This window comes from Desulfosporosinus acidiphilus SJ4, assembly GCF_000255115.2.
In the GTDB taxonomy this organism is placed as follows: domain Bacteria; phylum Bacillota; class Desulfitobacteriia; order Desulfitobacteriales; family Desulfitobacteriaceae; genus Desulfosporosinus; species Desulfosporosinus acidiphilus.
Map to the genome: position 1 here is coordinate 3346317 of NC_018068.1, position 18062 is coordinate 3364378.

An 18062-nucleotide genomic window follows, 5' to 3' on the forward strand; every position below is an offset into this window, starting at 1 on the left:
AGGGTCTTGACATATTACCGAAGGACTTTACTATAAATTCACATAAATAAACACCTGTTTGCTTGTACTCACAAACAGGTGCTTCAAATTATCCTAGCGCGGCTGAACAATCAACTTAATGGCTGTCCTTTCTTCCCCATCGATGACAACATCTGTAAAAGCCGGAATACAAACAAGATCGACCCCACTAGGCGCCACAAAACCACGTGCAATAGCAACAGCCTTTACCGCTTGATTCAGAGCCCCTGCTCCGATAGCCTGCAATTCAGCTCCTCCACTCTCTCGCAGAACCCCGGCAAGCGCTCCAGCTACGGCATTGGGACTTGATTTTGCTGAAACTTTTAATACATCCATAATTCATCCTCCTGCTCGAATTCATTTACAGGTATTACCACATCTTTAAATATGTATTCGAGAGCTTAAGGAGGAAATCCTCTTTTTTTAACTAAGTTTTCTGATTTTTATATAAAATTACTTTATGATTCAAAGCAGCGCTGAATCGCTTCAATTTTGCGTGCCTTGCCGGTGCTTTCATCGATATCAATCACCACAGCATTGATTTGGATAGGTCCTGTTGCCAACTCGAACTTAGCTGGCAGTTGAGTTAAAAATCGATTGATAATAATCTCTTTTTTTATTCCTAATACAGAATCTCTTGGGCCTGTCATGCCCACATCCGTGATATAAGCGGTTCCCTGGGGAAGCACCCTGAAATCAGCGGTCTGTATATGAGTATGGGTTCCAACAACGGCACTGACTTTTCCATCAAGAAACCATCCTAAAGCCACTTTTTCTGAGGTTGCCTCAGCATGGATATCTATTAGGATGATGGGAGTCTCTTGCTTTAGTTGGTTAATCCAACGGATAGCCCCACTGAAAGGATCATCTAACGGTGTCATAAATACCCGTCCTGAAAGGTTTAGAACGCCAATTTTGCAACCCTTAGCTCTTATTATTCCGTATCCCCGCCCCGGGGCCCCGACAGGATAATTTGCCGGTCGTACCATTTTTGTCTCATAATCAATAAAATTCATAATATCACGATTATCCCATACGTGATTCCCCATTGTAAAAAAATGAATTCCGTAATCAAAAAGTTCTTCCGCTATGTCTTTGGTTATTCCTTTTCCTGATGCAGCATTTTCTGCATTAGCTATTGTTACATCTATATTATATTCAAGCTGAAGCGGTTTTAAAAACCTTTTAATCGCTTCCCTACCTGGTTTACCGACTATATCCCCAACAAAAAGTATACGCAAAGCGTTCCCCCCACTTCAAACCTATCTAAATGTCTTTATTATATACTCTAATACTTTTTCCCTTTTTCTCCTCAATTAAACTCCCCTGAAATGCCGTTATTATTCTTAGAGAACGGGGTCACTCCCACTTATAGAAGCAGGAGTCTCACGATTGGATGAATGCGAAAGTTTTGAGCCGTTAATTATTAAATACTAAGACACGTCCCTCATCTCTCAAAGCTATAACATTCTTATCAAGGTCCATGTGTTTAAGCGAAGTGAGCATTTGGTTAATTACTTCCTCTTGAACTTCTAATTCCTCTTCCGGTAAATAAGGCTCATCATATATCATCTCTTCTATATAGTTTCGCCTTAACAACTCAATCATTAGTCCAACTTCCCTTTGACTCACGCTTTCAATATCGCGAACTACATGTAAAACGCCAATATTTTCCTCACTTCGGCAGCTTATGTCAAAAACACGGATTTTTCGTCGTTCTAAATGATGATAGAACTCTAAAGCAGGGCGTAGAATTCCCTGAATTGATTCAACATCAATGGCTTGCTTAAACATAAACGTAAACTTAAGAGCCTGCCGCTCACACCAATAATGTACAGCTCCTAATTCAGGATATCTCGTTAAAATTGAAGTTAGTAAATCGACTCCATCTGTAACATATTTTATATCTCTCGGAATATTATTCGGCACCCTTGTCAATCCTCTCTGTTGCTCTGACCTATCATGAGAATTATTCGTCATAAGAAACCAAACTCCTGCAACATTCGTAATTCTCTTCTCGCCGTCTTTGGCTTCGGGGACACTCGGTTAATCCACACTGCTGGAGTCTGCTATCCCCAAAGAATACTTGCCCGCTGAAGACAGCTCACGCGCAAGCAAGTGGGCGAGCCTCGGAGTGCTGAGTGAACGCCTGTTTTCCATCATCCACCAGTGCTGCGTATTAACATGGGGGGCTGATAGTGAAGAAAACTTAGCCGGCGCTATGCCTCCGGCGAAAGCGGCAGGTTAGTTGCACTTATGCCAGAAGACGAAGACACAGTCTTCGCACGAATGAGCTCTTCTTGCAGTATTTAACCAAAAGTTGTACTTTCTGATAATATAAAAAAAAATCAGGCGTCTATCTAGACGCCTGATCAGAATTAAACGTTTTACTTAGCAAAATCAACGGCCCTTGTCTCGCGAATCACTACAACTTTAATTTGTCCCGGATACTCAAGTTCTTCTTCAATTCGCTTACTGATCTCACGTGCAACACGTGGTGCCAGAACATCATCAATCTTGTCGGGTTTGACAATAATTCGAACTTCCCGACCAGCTTGAATAGCAAAGCATTTTTCCACTCCCTCAAAACTCTCGGCAATCTCCTCAAGTTTTTGCAGGCGTTTAATATACGTTTCTAAAGTCTCACGTCGAGCACCAGGGCGAGCAGCCGAAACTGCATCAGCCGCTGCCACTAATACAGCAACTAAACTTTTGGCTTCTACATCATTATGATGAGCTTCAATAGCATGGATAACATCGCTGGATTCTTTATATTTTCTAGCAAGGTCAACACCGATTTGAACGTGGGTTCCTTCTAAATCATGATCCACTGCTTTACCGATATCATGCAGAAGTCCCGCGCGTTTTGCTAATTGAATGTCTATCCCTAATTCGGCAGCCATAAGTCCCGCCAGATGAGAAACTTCAGTGGAATGCTTTAACACATTTTGACCATAACTGGTACGGAATTTCAATCGGCCAAGTAATCGTACCAATTCCGGATGCAACCCATGAACCCCAGTCTCAAAGGTAGCTTGCTCTCCTTCTTCACGTATTTTCTGTTCCACTTCTTTTTGAGCCTTTTCAACCATCTCTTCAATACGAGCAGGATGGATGCGGCCATCAGCAATTAATTTCTCCAGAGCAATACGTGCTACCTCACGGCGAATGGGATCAAAACCAGACAGAATAACCGCCTCAGGTGTATCATCAATAATAAGATCGATTCCGGTTAATGTCTCCAATGTTCGAATATTGCGTCCCTCACGTCCAATGATTCGCCCTTTCATTTCATCACTCGGTAATGCTACGACTGATACTGTAGTCTCAGCCACATGATCAGCGGCACACCGCTGAATAGCCAGAGAAATGACGTTTTTAGCCCTCTTTTCTGCTTCCTCTTTGGCGCGAGTCTCAATTTCCTTAATCATGATCGCTGATTCATAGCGAACCTCTTCTTCAACTCTTTTGAGAAGAAGCTGCTTAGCTTCTTCCGAAGTCATCCCTGATAAGCGCTCTAACTCAGCTTGCTCTTTTTCCACAAGTAAATTCAGCTCTTCTTTGAGGGAATCAACTTCACTTTCCCGGCGATGCATATTTTCTTCTTTTCGTTCGATAGACTCAATTTTACGGTCTAAACTCTCTTCTTTTTGCAATAATCGTCGTTCCAAGCGCTGGAGTTCATTCCGACGCTCGCGAGTTTCTTTTTCCACCTCATTGTGAATATGCATAGCTTCTTCTTTGGCAGCAATAATTGATTCTCGTTTTTTGCTTTCTGCAGTCGAAAGTGCATTTTCAACAATACGTTTTGCCTCTTCTTCAGCGGTACCAATAACTTTTTCGGCAGTATTTCTGCGAATATGCCAGCCAACTAAGGCTCCTAAACCTAAGCCAACTATTATGGCAATCAAACCTGTAATAACTATTTCAAGCAACATTTACACCTCCTTGTTTGTAAAAATTCAAAATTTAACAATTAAATAAAAAAAACTGGCTTCAAACCAGTCTCTTAAGCAACCTTTAATACGGGAGTTTTCCAGACTTCCCCCGCTTCCTACAACTCTCGTTAGTCAAAAAACAATATTAAGAATGACTACCACGAAATCTATAAGAAAACCATAAAGGTTAAATCTTAACAGAGACAGGTCTCTGCTAAGATTTTAATATCATTTGCTATTATTGTCAAGCTTGTCCTAAATGAGACGATTCTATTCGCATTTCCATGATAACATTTCTTACCATCTCTGAAGGATACCCTCGCTGTAAAAGTTTCCTAGCTACTCTTTGCCGTACCCATAATTCAACCGGCGGGGACTTTTTGTCCGGATCTTTAGACGTCTTTTCTTCCCAGCGTTGTTCCTCTTGTGCCCACCATCTTTGAGCCAAAGCTAAACAGAGTTTTGATTCCTCATCACCGGAGTATACTTCCTGTAAGACTTGCTCAATTAAAGTGCCTGCAATTCCGCGGTTTTTCATGTCAGAGATGACGCGGCGGCGCGAATATCGTTTAAGACGACTCTTAGAATAGTTTAGGGCAAGTTCTTGGTCATTGAGGTAACCGTAATCTGTCAATTTGGCAATGACTTTCTCAATTTCTTGGTTTTCATATCCCTTTTCCGTAAGGCGTGTTTCCAATTCGCAGTTTGTCAAGGCTCTTCTGGACAAACTATCGAGTGCCGCTTCCCATGCGCTTTTCTTAGGTTTATTCTTCGTCAAAGGAACCATCTTCTATGGGCGCGGAGGGGACCGCATTCATATTGGAACGAATCAGCTCTTCAAGTTTCAGAGCCATATCGGGGTGTTGCTTCAGGTATTCCTTAACATTTTCACGTCCCTGCCCTAAGCGTTCTCCATTGTATGAGTACCAAGCCCCCGATTTTGTGATGATTTCCATCTCAGTTCCTATATCGACAATACTTCCTTCTTTAGAAATTCCTTCACCATACATAATGTCAAATTCGGCAGATTTAAAAGGCGGAGCCACTTTATTCTTAACAACTTTAATCCGGGTTTTATTGCCAATTATTTCTTGCCCTTGCTTAAGGGCTTCTTGACGACGAATATCAATTCGGATGGTGGCGTAGAATTTAAGAGCCCGTCCCCCTGTTGTCGTTTCCGGACTGCCAAACATCACACCAATTTTTTCACGAATTTGATTAATAAAAACAACACAAGTATTACTCTTGCTGATTGATCCGGTCAGCTTACGCAAGGCCTGGGACATTAAACGGGCATGCAGTCCAACATGATTGTCGCCCATCTCCCCTTCAATCTCAGCACGAGGCACTAGGGCAGCCACTGAATCAAGAACAATTACATCGACGGCAGCACTGCGCACTAAGGCCTCACAAATTTCTAAGCCTTGTTCTCCGGTATCAGGCTGAGAAACCAATAAGTCTTCAAGATTAACGCCCAGAGCTTTAGCATAAACAGGGTCTAACGCATGTTCAGCATCAATAAATGCTGCTACTCCGCCAAGTTTTTGGGCCTCGGCAATAATATGGAGGGCGACTGTCGTTTTCCCGGAAGACTCAGGTCCATATATTTCAATAATCCTGCCCCGCGGCACCCCGCCAACACCTAAGGCTAAATCTAAAGCTAGAGAACCTGTAGGAATAACATCAATTGACATCGTCGCAGATTCTCCCAGTTTCATAATGGAACCTTTGCCAAACTGTTTTTCAATTTGTGCTAAGGCAACATCCAGTGCCTTGAGCTTATTTGTTTCGGCCATCTTCCAACCTCCTCAATCGGTTAAAACAAATTTTCGTTATCCGCAAAACATCTGTTCGATTATCATTATAGAGGCAGGCTCCATCCCTGTCAATTCGTTTAACATTATAGAGATGGACAACTACCATCAACATTATATATCAAAAACGATCTTAAGGACATATAGAAAACTCGGTTTGTGCTGAGCTTGCGAAGCAGAAACCGTTAGTTGCACTTATGCTTCCGGAAAGTAATTAACCGAGGGTTATACCTTCCGGCTAGTATAGAAAAGGAAAAAAGCTAATCCTTAGAGACTAGCTTCTTCATTATCATCGATATTTAACTTGCAATCAGGAGTTTTCGCGGGCTTTCGCCGGTTCGACACTGACTCTTCGGCCCTTAATCATTGCTTGATGCATACAGCTTAAGACCCTCGAAGCGTATTCTTCAGGAACCTCAACAAACGTAAATTTATCATAGATATTTATCATCCCAATGATATTTCCGGGAATTCCGCTTTCTTCTGCAATCCAGCGTATGATGTCCTGAGGGCGAATTTGCTGAACTCTTCCTATATTCATAAAGAAACGAACCATCCCCGGCGCTGCTCCGGTGTTGCCAAAGTGATTAACATCCGGGTCGTTATCGTCAATTCGCTCTTCTGAATCAGCTCCCTCAACTGCAAACTTTAGAGCAGCCGCCGCAACATCCGTTGAATCGTATTCTTCCAGCAAATCTCCGACGATAGCCCGATAATTTCCTAAGCGATCGTTCTGAATTAATTTAATCAGTTGATTTTTTAGATTTTCCGCTTGACGTTCGCTAATATCTGCTAAGGAAGGAAGTTCTCGGCGTCGTATCCTAGTCTTAATTAAATTTTCAATCAAACGAAGTTGACGATATTCTTTAGGAGAAATCAAGGTTATTGCCAGTCCTCGTCGGCCAATACGCCCTGTTCTTCCTATTCTGTGTACATAGGATACGGGATCTTGGGGAATGTCAAAGTTAATGACATGGGTCAAATTACTGATGTCGATTCCTCTGGCTGCTACATCAGTAGCAACTAACATTTCTGTTTTTCCATCACGGAAGCGCTTCATAACCCTGTCTCTCTGCTGCTGGCTCAAATCCCCGTGCAGGGCATCCGCAAAATACCCCCGCGCTTCCAAGGCGACGACAAGTTCATCGACTCCTCGTTTTGTGCGGCAAAAAGTAATCCCTTGACCGATATCCTCCATATCGATGATACGACATAAAGCATCCACTTTTTTGCTTTCCCTCGTCTCATAAAAAACCTGTTCAATGAGAGGAACTGTTAATTCATCCCTGCTAACTGTCACAGATTGAGGATTTTTCATATAGGTCTGTGCTAACTTGCGAATCGCCTGCGGCATTGTCGCTGAAAAAAGCATAACCTGACGGCCTTCCTCGGGAACAGCTTTGAGAAGGCTCTCAATATCATCGACAAATCCCATATCCAGCATTTCATCCGCTTCATCCAAAACCATCATCTTGACATGCTGCAAGCGCAGTGTGCCCCTATTTAAGTGATCTAACAACCTTCCGGGGGTTCCGACAACAACTTGGTAGCCCATACGCAAGGCACGAATTTGACGGTCTATCGGCTGGCCGCCATAGATAGGCAACGGTTTTACGTGTTTATATTTACCGATTTTAGATATTTCCTGCGCAACCTGAATAGCCAATTCGCGCGTTGGAGTTACAATGAGTGCTTGGACGGCTTGGAATTTCGCATTGACCTTTTCAGCGATGGGAATCCCAAAAGCCGCCGTCTTCCCCGTTCCTGTCTGTGCCTGCCCAATAATATCCGTATCTTCAAGAGCTACCGGAATTGCCTGTTGCTGAATTGGAGAAGGTTCCTCAAATCCCATTTCAGACAAACCTTGGACTATTTGCTTGCTTAACTGAATATCCCCGAAAGATTGTAAACGTTCAACCATCACCTATGTGTAATCCCCTTTCCTTGTTCAACATATACTGTCTTATCCCATTAAGAGCGGCCTGAACGGTCAATTGCCGAACTGACTCTCTTTCTCCATAAAACTGAAACTTTTGAGCATAAACTTTCTCCGTCGAAGCAAATCCAATATAAACCAACCCCACGGGTTTCAGGTCACTGCCTCCACCCGGACCGGCAATACCGGTGGTTGAGACGGCAAAATCCGATCCCGATCTCGTCCGAATTCCTTCGGCCATTTCTTTGGCGACTTCTTCGCTAACTGCCCCAAACAGCCCGAGAGTTTTTTCATTGACCCCTAGAAGCTGTTGTTTTAAGGAATTTGAATAGCTAACCACTCCTCCCAGGTAGAACTCCGAACTGCCTGGTTCTTGTGTTAAGGCCGCACCGAGTAAGCCTCCGGTGCAAGACTCGGCCGTAGAAACAGTCAAATGATTCTCTTTTAAAATTTGCCCTACGATCCCTATCATCGTCTCCTGATCACGGCCAAATACTTTGTCCCCAAGACGCCTTTTAATTTCGGTCTCAGTTTTATCTAAAGCATCCAGTACCTTCTCTGAGGCTGCCACCGTTCCTCTTGCAACTAAACGAATATGCATTTCCGCACGCTTAGCTAATAAAGCCATAGATAGGTCGGGAAGATGCATCAGATCTCCCAGAACTTCCTCAAGAGCAGATTCACCAATACCAAAAACTTTCAAAACACGTTCGTTCATTCGCTCGGAATTGGGTCCAATAATACGTTGTATTTCGGGCAAAGCATAATTTTCAAACATGGGCTGCATTTCAAAAGGTGGTCCCGGCAATATAATGACTGTCTTTCCGCCGTTTTCAATAATTGCTCCAGGCGCTGTACCGATAGGATTGGGCAATATCTTTGAGCCTTTGGGGAAATAGGCTTGTTTCTCATTACTAGAAGGCATGGGAGCTTTCCGCCGACCAAAGAACTCTTTAATGTTGTTTAAACTCCTTTGGTCCAGCTCCATTTGCAAATTCAAGACCTTAGCAACAAGTTCCTTTGTCAAGTCATCCGCCGTCGGTCCCAGTCCGCCGGTTGTGACTAAAAGATCTGAACGATCCATTGCCTGACGTAAAACTTGTTCTAAACGCAAAGAATTATCTCCAACCGTCGTGTGATAGTCTACCTCGATGCCTAAAGAGGAAAGTTTTCCTGTTAAGTAGTGAGCACTTGTATTTAGAGTTTCTCCAAGTAACAACTCTGTCCCAGTAGCTACAATTTCAGCTTTCATATTATTTTATCACTCTCCCTATATCAACGCAAATATACGCGCTTTGTCTTGCTTGCTTAGTTATTTCTCACCTTACATTATGTTATCCTTCATACGATAGAAAAACTTATCTGGTGCTGAGATGAAAAGTAAAAAAAAAAGAACCTCGGAGAGGTTCAGAGTTAAGCAACATTTTGTATATAAGTTCTCAAAGTATCCCCGCTTAGACTTTCCTCTTCCTGCAGAATCTCGGCTAAATGCAATAAGACCTCTTTGTTTTGCTGAATAATCTGCTTGGTACGGTTTTCTAGCTCAGCAAGGATATCTTTTGTAACAGGTTGCCGTTGTTCGGCACTTAATAATGAAACATCGGTCACTCCTAATGGAGACATACCTGCTTGAAGCATTTTTTCCACAAGATTCAAGGCTTGCTCGTAATCGCCGGCAGCACCTGTACTGCGATTTCCCAGACTTTCTTCTTCAGCTAAAGCCCCTGCTAAGGCAACCATAATTTGCTCTTCTAACATAGCTTGTGTATAAAGATATAAATCATCTTTCGGATAATGACGAACATATCCTAAAGCGTTTCCTCTAGAACGAATTGAGACTTGAGAAACTGAGTTCGGTCGTACAGTTTCTGCCAGCATGGCATGTCCGCTTTCGTGAATGGCAATACGTTGCAGTTCTTCTGCAGTTGGCTTTCGATCTAACTTCTCGCCAAGCATGACCTTTTCAACGGCTTCATGGAAATGCCGCGCTGTAATCTCTTTTGCCTGATCCCGCAAGGCAAAAATTGCAGCCTCATTCGTTACGCTCTCTAAATGCGCGCCTGAAAAACCAAAAGTTTCATGAGCAATCGCTTCCAAATCCACATCAGGAGCCAAGGGTTTGTTTTTGGTATGGATCTCCAGAATCGCAACTCTTCCCTCCTTGTCGGGTAGATCAACTTTAACCTGCCGATCAAAACGTCCCGGTCGAAGTATTGCCGGATCTAAGGCTTCCGGGCGATTCGTTGCTGCCATCACCAAAATATGCGGGCCTAGTTCCGTCTTCAGACCATCCATCTCAATGAGCAATTGATTAAGAGTTTGGTCATATTCGTGATGAGAAACATTGCTCCCTCGTTTTGCTCCCAGAATATCCATTTCGTCGATAAAAATAATGGCGCTGGATTTCCTTTCTTTTTTAACCATTTCCCTCGCCCGACGGAATAAACTTCGTACCCTCTCCGCACCGACACCTGCGTACATTTCCACAAACTCGCTGCCGGAAACAGATAAAAATGATGAATCTGTATATTTAGCCGCTGCCTTCGCAAGCAGCGTTTTTCCCGTCCCCGTCGGGCCTGATAATAAAATACCCTTTAACGGACGAATTCCTAAAGCCTTCATCCGATCTGAGTAACGCAGAAAATCCAAGGCCTCTTGAAGTTCCTTTTTAGCAATTGCTTGCCCGCCAATGTCCTCAAAATTAACCATCGTTGAGGTAATCGATTCACCACTTCCCGTTTTTAATACTTGACGGGAAATCCCAAGCGTCCATAAAAAATACGCTCCTATACACAATAAGGCAATGGGCAAAACATTATAACCCATAACCAGCAGAAAGGCAAAAACACCTAATGCTAAACCAATAAGGATATCTCGTTTCACGTGGTCCCCTCCTTATAAAGAAATTGCTTGATAAAGTGATTGTTATCCAATGCCATCAGCGAGTATTAACTTAACTCCTTACTTGGCAGAAACTGCCCTTGATCATGCCGTTCAACCACTTCAATTAATTGAGCCTTTCCTTGTTCCAATAGAACATAAATATTATCACTGTCCATTTGCAGCTGAACTTGAACGCCGGCCTTTTTAGCCATCGTTTGAATGCTTTGCTGCATCTCGGTAAAATTGCCACGCGTAATTCCCTCTTGAATTGGGAACTGCATTTGGTCAAATAATGTTGTCAGGGAAGCATTCCTATGATCTAAATATCGAATAGGTTCTTTACCCACTATAGTTTCCAAAGACAAACTTACTTGACGCAAATTTGCTATGTGTTGGGTCGTAACATCTAATTCTGCTTGACCATCACCCTGAACTGTTTTTACTGAAACAATACCGGATATTTTTTGACTTTGTGTAAGGATTGATGAATCTATCCATTGCTTCTGGTAAAGAATTTTTCCACCTATTAATAAACCGAATATTATAACTGCAACAAAGCTGATAATTAATACGCGCCGTTTCGTCATATACGCATCGTCCTCCATATGCAATACTATTTGCTATATCGACATTATAGCATGCAGTATATCATATAGAAATTAAAGATTTTTCCTAGTTAGGTAATTCGTGTTAAAAATCTCAAATGCTAACTAAGGGAGAGCTTTCTGGATTGGAAAGCTCTCCCTTTTTTTATCTTTAATATAATCAATACCAATTAGATCACTTATGTAACAATTTCCGGGACTTCAGCATATAATCAAGCCCCGAAATAATTGTAAAAAATACGGCTACATACAGCAGAGGCTGCCCAATATGCAGGCCTATAAGTGAAAGCGGCCAGTCGTTGAGTAGTATAGCAGAAATCGCAACGACTTGAGTGATTGTTTTTATTTTCCCCAGCTTGCTTGCACTAATCACAACCCTATCCACTGCGGCAATGGCACGCAGTCCAGTAACCGCAAACTCTCTGGCTAAAACAATCCAAGCAATCCAAGCATTTACTTCACCAAGCTCAACCAAAGAAACCAACGCAGCGGAAACCAAAAGTTTATCTGCCAACGGATCCATAAATTTACCAAGATTCGTTACCTGATGACGCTTACGGGCTATATAACCGTCCAAGCCGTCTGTGGCAGAGGCTAATATAAAAATGATCGCCGCTACTATTTCTTGATGAGGAAAAAGTGTATGACCTTTGGGAACTTGGAGCAGCAGAAAGGCCATGAACACAGGTATTAAAATAATGCGCGCTAATGTTAAACGATTGGGTAAATTCACGAAGCAACCTCTCCTATTAAATCGTAACTATCCGCCTCAAGGATACGTACTTTAATCATGTCCCCTACCTGAAGTGAGATTTTCGCACTCGTTTTGTTAATATATACCTGGCCATCAATTTCCGGAGCATCTCCTTCTGTTCGCCCGATCCAGCGTCCGTCAGGAAGTTCCTGTTCCAGCAGCACTGTTATCATTTGGTTTACCCAGCGTTGCTGCCTTTGCCGGGATATTTCTTGCTGAATCTGCATAAGATGATCCCTTCGTCGCTCGCGTTCTTCCAGAGGTATTTGATCCTCTCTTTGCCCGGCAGGCGTATTTTCTTCCTGGGAATAAGCAAAAACTCCAAGGCGGTCAAACTGTACTCGCTGAACAAATTCAACCAGAGCTTTAAATTCTTGCTCCGTCTCTCCCGGAAATCCTGTAATCATCGTAGTGCGAAGAGTAAGTTCCGGCATAGCCGATCGTAACTTTTTTATTAATGCTTCGGCCCGTTCAATGGTTCCTTGGCGATTCATTTCTCGAAGAATTTTATTATCAGCGTGCTGCAGCGGCAAATCAATGTATTTGCATATCTTTGGTTCCTGACGCATGGTTTCGATGAGTTCATCTGTAAAACGTTCAGGGTAACAATACATTAACCGGATCCACTCAATTCCTTCGATCTGCGCAAGTTGGCGAAGCAGCTGCGGCAAAACTAATTTCCCCTCTAAGTCTTGTCCATATCGTGTGGTATCCTGGGCCATAACCATAATTTCCTTAACACCCTGAGCTGCCATCTCCCGAACCTCACGAATCACCGATTCTTGGGGACGACTGCGAAAATGTCCGCGCACATGGGGAATCACACAATACGTACAAAAATTGTCACAGCCTTCAGCCACTTTAACATAGGCTAAATAATTGGGAGTTGAACGCTTTCTTGGCATTAATTCATGGTGAAGGAAATTAGGGGGCCCAATTTTTATTAAATTTGTTCGTTTTTCTCCGGCAGCTTGAACTATCGTCGTGATTTCATCCACATTACCTGTCCCTATAACACCATCAAGCTCCGGAATTTCCTGCATTAATTCAGGACCATAGCGTTGAGCTAAGCAACCGGCGGCAATTAACGTTTTGCATTTTGCTGATTGCTTATAGCCGGCCATTTCAAAGATCGTTTCTATAGACTCTTCCTTAGCCGAATCAATAAAAGTACATGTATTCACTACTATAATATCTGCTGCTTCAGGTTCTTCTGTCAGTGCATAGTTTTGGGCTAGAAAACCAGCCATAATTTCACTATCCACTTGATTTTTAGGACAACCTAAAGTAACAACTGCCACTTTCTTCGTCAAGGTTACACCTCAAATCACTGTTTTACCTATCTTAGTATAAACCAACACTTCAACAAGGTCAAAAGATATTATCCATATAACTTGTGACATTACAAAATAAAGAAAAGGACATTAGTCACAAATTAAACTAATGCCCCTTCACACGATCCCTAATTATTATTTATTCAAGTCTTTCCGCTCACCGGTCGCAATATAAATAACATTTTCGCCAATGTTTGTAGCATGATCGGCTATTCTTTCTAAGTAACGAGCAACAAACGTCAAGTGCATGGCTTGATCTAAATTGTCACTCTCCTGAGTCATAATAACTAATAAATCCCGCACTACTTGCTTATAAAGATGATCAACTGCGTCATCAAGTTCCGATAAGTTTTGGGCTAGGACCATATCTTCATTACTGTAGGCTTCCAAACCTTGACGCATCATCTTCATAGCCTCATCGGCCATGCGAGGAATGTCAATGAGCGGTTTGCATAAAGGTCCTTCGATTCTCCGCACAACTTTAGCGATATCAATGGCTAAGTCCGCTATTCGTTCAAGATCTGTCGATATTTTCATCGCTGAAATAATTTTTCGTAAATCCTTAGCCACGGGCTGCTGAGTTGCAATCAGGAGAACACACTCATCATCCACCTGACGTTCGTAATCATTGACTTTCTGATCTTCTGCGATCCAAAATTCCGCTTTCTCTCGGTCGAGAGAATATAAAGCTTTCATACTTCCTTGTAAAATTCTTGAGACTTCCTCACCCATTTTTTTAAGTAAGGTAGTCAAAATCTGCTGACCTTCATTCAGTGAATGACGCATTTAAGTTCCTCCCTCATCATCCGAAACGTCCCGTAATGTAATCTTCAGTTCGTTTGTCACGTGGATTTGTAAATATATCCGACGTTGGGCCATGCTCAATGAGTTCTCCGTTAAGAAAAAATGCGGTTGTATCTGCTATACGAGCGGCCTGCTGCATATTATGCGTCACTATGACAATAGTATACTCAGATTTAAGTTGAACAACTAATTCTTCAATGCGCATCGTTGCAATAGGATCCAGCGCTGAAGCCGGTTCGTCCATGAGCAAGACTGACGGTTCTACGGCTAACGCCCTGGCGATACAAAGACGCTGTTGCTGACCACCTGACAAACTCATTCCGGAATAATTGAGTCGGTCTTTCACTTCATCCCATAAAGCAGCCATACGCAAGCTCTTTTCAGCAATAGCTTGCAAGTTCTGTTTATTCCGCATCCCATTGAGTTTTACGCCTGCCACAACATTTTCAAAGATGCTCATGGATGGAAAGGGATTAGGTTTTTGGAAAACCATCCCCACTGTTTTACGCAAGGAAACCGGATCTTGAGCATAAATACTCTCTCCATCCAGAATAATATCGCCTTTAACTCTGGAACCTGGCAGCGTGTCGTGCATACGATTAATACATCTTACAAACGTCGATTTACCGCAGCCCGACGGTCCGATAATAGCTGTAACCTGATTCGCCGCAATTTCCATGTTAATCCCTTTAAGAGTTTGATTTGTACCATACCAAGCTTCAAGTTGCCGAACACTTAAACTCTGACCCAATTCTAACCCCTCCTAGTTGCTTCGCGATCGAAAGGCAAAACGTGCAAATAAATTCAAAATAAGGATAATCGTAATTAAGACTAATGCTCCTGCCCAAGCTTGTCTGTGCCACTCATCATAGGGTGATGTGGCATACGTATAAATTTGAACCGGTAATGAAGCAATAGGCTCCTTAAACAATGAATGGGTCCAATATTGATTGCCTAAAGCCGTAAAAAGCAGTGGTGCGGTCTCTCCTGAAACACGAGCCACCGCCAGCATTGCGCCCGTAACAATTCCTTTAGCCGCGGTTGGTAAAACAATATTGAGAATGATCCTCCGTTGGGAAATACCTAGGGCATAACCCGCCTCACGGATGGCGTGAGGTACTAATTTCAGCATCTCTTCGCTGGAGCGGATGACCATTGGGATCATAATAATGGCTAAGGAAACCCCTCCGGAAAAGGCCGAGAAATGTTTGGTCTTTGAGACAATTGCCATACTGACAACAATCCCAATAATAATCGAGGGAATCCCGGTTAAAACATCCGTGGTAAAACGTACTGCGGTGCTCAGCCAACTATAACGATCATATTCTGTCAAATAAATGGCAATCAGAATTCCTATAGGAATCCCAATAATACTCGCTATAGCAATCAGAATCAGGGTTCCTACAATGGCATTCGCCATACCCCCGCCTGTCATTCCCATGAGTGCAGGCAATTTGATAAAGAAATCAAGATTTAAAGAAGTAATCCCATTTTTGACAACATAACCAAATAAGGCGAATAACGGAATGATCGCCAAAAGAGTCGCCGCTGTAAAGATTCCCAGCATTATTTTATTAACAATATTTCGCCTAGCATTTATCATACCAGATGGCCTCCTTTCGGTCCACGAGCGACTGACCATACTAAGAGACGAGCAAGTATATTCAGGAGAAGCGTTATGGCGAAGAGAATAAGTCCGATCTCAATACAAGCACTTAGATATAAGCTGTAGGTCGCTTCCGTAAATTCATTAGCGATGACGGCAGCCATTGAATAGGCCGATGAAAATAGTGACGAAGATATTTTAGGCATATTTCCGATGACCATAGTTACTGCCATAGTCTCACCTAAGGCACGTCCTAAACCAAGCATCATGCTTCCCAAGATTCCTGACTTAGAATAGGATAGCACCGATATTCTAATCATCTCCCATTTCGTAGCGCCCAAAGCCAGGGCAGCTTCTCTATGAGCCGTCGGCACCGCCGCCATAACTTCACGAGAAATGGAAGAAATCGTCGGCAAAATCATAATTGCTAAAATGATACCCCCACCAAACATATCGAAACCAACAGGAGCACCTTTAAACCATGGTATAAAGCCAAACCATTTCGTCAGCCAGGGTTCAACGGATTGTCTTAGTACGGGTGCAAGTACAAATATCCCCCATAATCCATAGACAACGCTCGGAATTGCCGCCAGAAGTTCGACTAAAAAAGCGACTACCTTTCGTACCTTCGAATGTGCCATTTCATTTAAATAAATTGCCACACTGATACCAATAGGAGCTGCTATGACTATAGCCACAATAGAGGTCACCAACGTTCCATAGATAAAAGGCAAGGCACCAAAGGTATGATGAACGGGATCCCACACTCTGCCCGTAATAAAGGCCCAACCGAAGTGATGGATGCTTTCCTGCGAAGAGGAGAACATTTGCCACCCTATCCAAATCATCAGAGCCACAACTAGGATTGCCATCAGCAAGGTGATGTAACGCAGGGTTTTGTCTCCCACGGATTCATATAAGCGATTATTATCTCTACTCACTGCCCGCATCCTTCCTTCATTTTATCAAACAGAGGAAATAGCCCAGCGTCTAGCTGAGCTTTTTCTCTTCTTTCTTGTAGTCTAAATCTTATCTTTACAATATTCATCTGTTTATGATTATTTCAAAAAAGGTTGTCCCCCGGAAGTAACAGTTTTTAACATTGCTGTTTCACGTGCAACCAAATTATCAGGCAATGGTACATAGGAAAGGGTAGGAGCAAGTTTTTGTCCATCGTGTAAAGCCCAGTTCAAGAAGTTAACTAAAGCAGTTCCCTTAGCTTTATCCGTTTGATTTTGATATACAAGCGCCCATGAGAATCCGGAGATCGGGTAAGCTGCGGCTCCAGGTCCATTAACAATATTCACGCGCATATCGTCAGGAATTTGGAAAGAAGCTGCGTCGGCAGAAGCGCCTTCTAAGGAAGGTAAGACCCATTTGCCATCTTTGTTAAGCATATAAGCATAGGGGATTTTGTTTTGTAAAGCATACGCTAATTCAATATAACCAATAGCCCCGGAAGTGCTTTTTACTGCACCGGCAACACCTGGGTTTCCTTTAGCACCAAGAGCTTTTCCCGATGGATTCGGCCAATCGACTGAAGTACCGCTGCCAACTTTAGTATTCCAATCCGGGCTAATAGCACTTAGATAGTGTGTGAAGATCGAAGTCGTTCCGCTTCCCTCAGAACGGTGGATTGGGATAATCGCTAAATCGGGGAATTTTACATCCGGGTTGTCCTTAGTAAGAGCGGGATCATTCCAGTTTGTAATTTTACCGAAATAGATATTCGCTAAATTTTCAGGACTGATTTTAATATGTTCAGGAATTCCAGGAACATTATAAGAGAGTGTTACAGCTCCTAAAGCAACCGGCAGTTGAAGAACTTTGCCGCCTTGAGCTTTGCTAAGCTGATCATCGGTCATAAATGCATCTGTTGCACCAAAGTCAATGGTTGAATCAGATAAGTGTTGGATTCCGAAGCCGCTTCCACCGCCTTGATAGTTAATGGTTACATTCGAATGGCTTTTTTGATATTCAGCAACTTGCTGTAACAAGAGAGGCTGTACGAAAGTACTTCCAGCACCTGTAAGAGTGACTGCTTGATCGGCTTGTTGAGTTCCGGAAGTGGATGATTGACCCTGAGACTGATTTTGACTGCCACACCCTACTAAAGAAATCGCCAAAACTCCTGTTAAAACTGCGGTGAGAATTCTACCAGACTTACGAATCACTAACGTTTCCTCCTTTTTATTATTTGAATATATCTTAATATATCCAAAATCTTAAGATTCCCTTCGAACTGTTTTGATTATAGCAAACCATTGTAATGTAAAAACAAACGGAACGTTAATTTAATGTTAACTTTTTATATTTGTTAACATGTTTAAGTCCGATAGTTTTCCCTATAAGCCTGCGAACTATCCTTTC

General features: G+C 42.6%; 17 protein-coding genes. All 17 read right to left on the reverse strand.

Annotated features, from left to right (window positions below; genetic code table 11):
* Positions 1–93 precede the first annotated feature (93 nt).
* The 17 genes from DESACI_RS15265 to pstS all read right to left on the reverse strand — a co-directional run bounded on the left by DESACI_RS15265 (position 94) and on the right by pstS (position 17866).
* Positions 94–354, reverse strand: a complete 261-nt coding sequence (locus DESACI_RS15265; RefSeq protein ID WP_014828097.1) for a stage V sporulation protein S — start codon at positions 352–354, stop codon at positions 94–96.
* A gap of 122 nt (positions 355–476) precedes the next feature.
* Positions 477–1259 (reverse strand): TIGR00282 family metallophosphoesterase, encoded by a 783-nt coding sequence (locus DESACI_RS15270; RefSeq protein ID WP_014828098.1) that lies wholly within the window; start codon positions 1257–1259, stop codon positions 477–479.
* A gap of 178 nt (positions 1260–1437) precedes the next feature.
* Positions 1438–1998 (reverse strand): hypothetical protein, encoded by a 561-nt coding sequence (locus DESACI_RS15275; RefSeq protein WP_014828099.1) that lies wholly within the window; start codon positions 1996–1998, stop codon positions 1438–1440.
* A gap of 407 nt (positions 1999–2405) precedes the next feature.
* On the reverse strand, positions 2406–3956 hold the full coding sequence (gene rny / locus DESACI_RS15280) for a ribonuclease Y (RefSeq protein ID WP_014828100.1): 1551 nt from the start codon (positions 3954–3956) through the stop codon (positions 2406–2408).
* 244 nt (positions 3957–4200) lie between these two features.
* The gene (locus tag DESACI_RS15285) at positions 4201–4743 is read right to left on the reverse strand and encodes a regulatory protein RecX (RefSeq protein ID WP_014828101.1); all 543 of its coding nucleotides are present in this window, start codon (positions 4741–4743) and stop codon (positions 4201–4203) included.
* Positions 4721–5752, reverse strand: coding sequence for a recombinase RecA (recA, locus tag DESACI_RS15290; protein ID WP_014828102.1), 1032 nt, complete (start codon positions 5750–5752; stop codon positions 4721–4723). The genes DESACI_RS15285 and recA overlap by 23 nt, the downstream gene beginning before the upstream one ends.
* Positions 5753–6080: 328 nt before the next feature.
* Positions 6081–7694, reverse strand: a complete 1614-nt coding sequence (locus tag DESACI_RS15295) for a DEAD/DEAH box helicase (RefSeq protein WP_014828103.1) — start codon at positions 7692–7694, stop codon at positions 6081–6083.
* Complete coding sequence (locus DESACI_RS15300) at positions 7684–8958, reverse strand: competence/damage-inducible protein A (RefSeq protein ID WP_014828104.1); 1275 nt, start codon at positions 8956–8958, stop codon at positions 7684–7686. The genes DESACI_RS15295 and DESACI_RS15300 overlap by 11 nt, the downstream gene beginning before the upstream one ends.
* A gap of 161 nt (positions 8959–9119) precedes the next feature.
* Positions 9120–10589, reverse strand: coding sequence for an AAA family ATPase (locus tag DESACI_RS15305; RefSeq protein WP_014828105.1), 1470 nt, complete (start codon positions 10587–10589; stop codon positions 9120–9122).
* Positions 10590–10654: 65 nt separating this feature from the next.
* Positions 10655–11176 (reverse strand): hypothetical protein, encoded by a 522-nt coding sequence (locus DESACI_RS15310; protein WP_014828106.1) that lies wholly within the window; start codon positions 11174–11176, stop codon positions 10655–10657.
* Between the two features lie 193 nt (positions 11177–11369).
* Positions 11370–11927 carry a CDP-diacylglycerol--glycerol-3-phosphate 3-phosphatidyltransferase gene (gene pgsA, locus DESACI_RS15315; protein WP_014828107.1) on the reverse strand — a complete coding sequence of 186 codons (558 nt, stop codon included), beginning with the start codon at positions 11925–11927 and terminating at the stop codon, positions 11370–11372.
* Positions 11924–13261 carry a 30S ribosomal protein S12 methylthiotransferase RimO gene (gene rimO / locus DESACI_RS15320; RefSeq protein ID WP_014828108.1) on the reverse strand — a complete coding sequence of 446 codons (1338 nt, stop codon included), beginning with the start codon at positions 13259–13261 and terminating at the stop codon, positions 11924–11926. Before rimO ends, pgsA begins: the two co-directional genes overlap by 4 nt.
* Positions 13262–13417: 156 nt before the next feature.
* On the reverse strand, positions 13418–14068 hold the full coding sequence (phoU, locus tag DESACI_RS15325) for a phosphate signaling complex protein PhoU (RefSeq protein ID WP_014828109.1): 651 nt from the start codon (positions 14066–14068) through the stop codon (positions 13418–13420).
* A 16-nt stretch (positions 14069–14084) separates the two neighbouring features.
* Entirely contained in the window at positions 14085–14837 is a 753-nt protein-coding gene (gene pstB / locus DESACI_RS15330; RefSeq protein ID WP_014828110.1) for a phosphate ABC transporter ATP-binding protein PstB, read from the reverse strand.
* A 12-nt stretch (positions 14838–14849) separates the two neighbouring features.
* Positions 14850–15689, reverse strand: a complete 840-nt coding sequence (gene pstA, locus DESACI_RS15335; RefSeq protein WP_014828111.1) for a phosphate ABC transporter permease PstA — start codon at positions 15687–15689, stop codon at positions 14850–14852.
* Positions 15686–16633, reverse strand: coding sequence for a phosphate ABC transporter permease subunit PstC (pstC, locus tag DESACI_RS15340; RefSeq protein WP_014828112.1), 948 nt, complete (start codon positions 16631–16633; stop codon positions 15686–15688). Before pstC ends, pstA begins: the two co-directional genes overlap by 4 nt.
* Before the next feature lie 117 nt (positions 16634–16750).
* Complete coding sequence (gene pstS, locus DESACI_RS15345) at positions 16751–17866, reverse strand: phosphate ABC transporter substrate-binding protein PstS (RefSeq protein ID WP_014828113.1); 1116 nt, start codon at positions 17864–17866, stop codon at positions 16751–16753.
* Between the last annotated feature and the right edge of the window lie 196 nt (positions 17867–18062).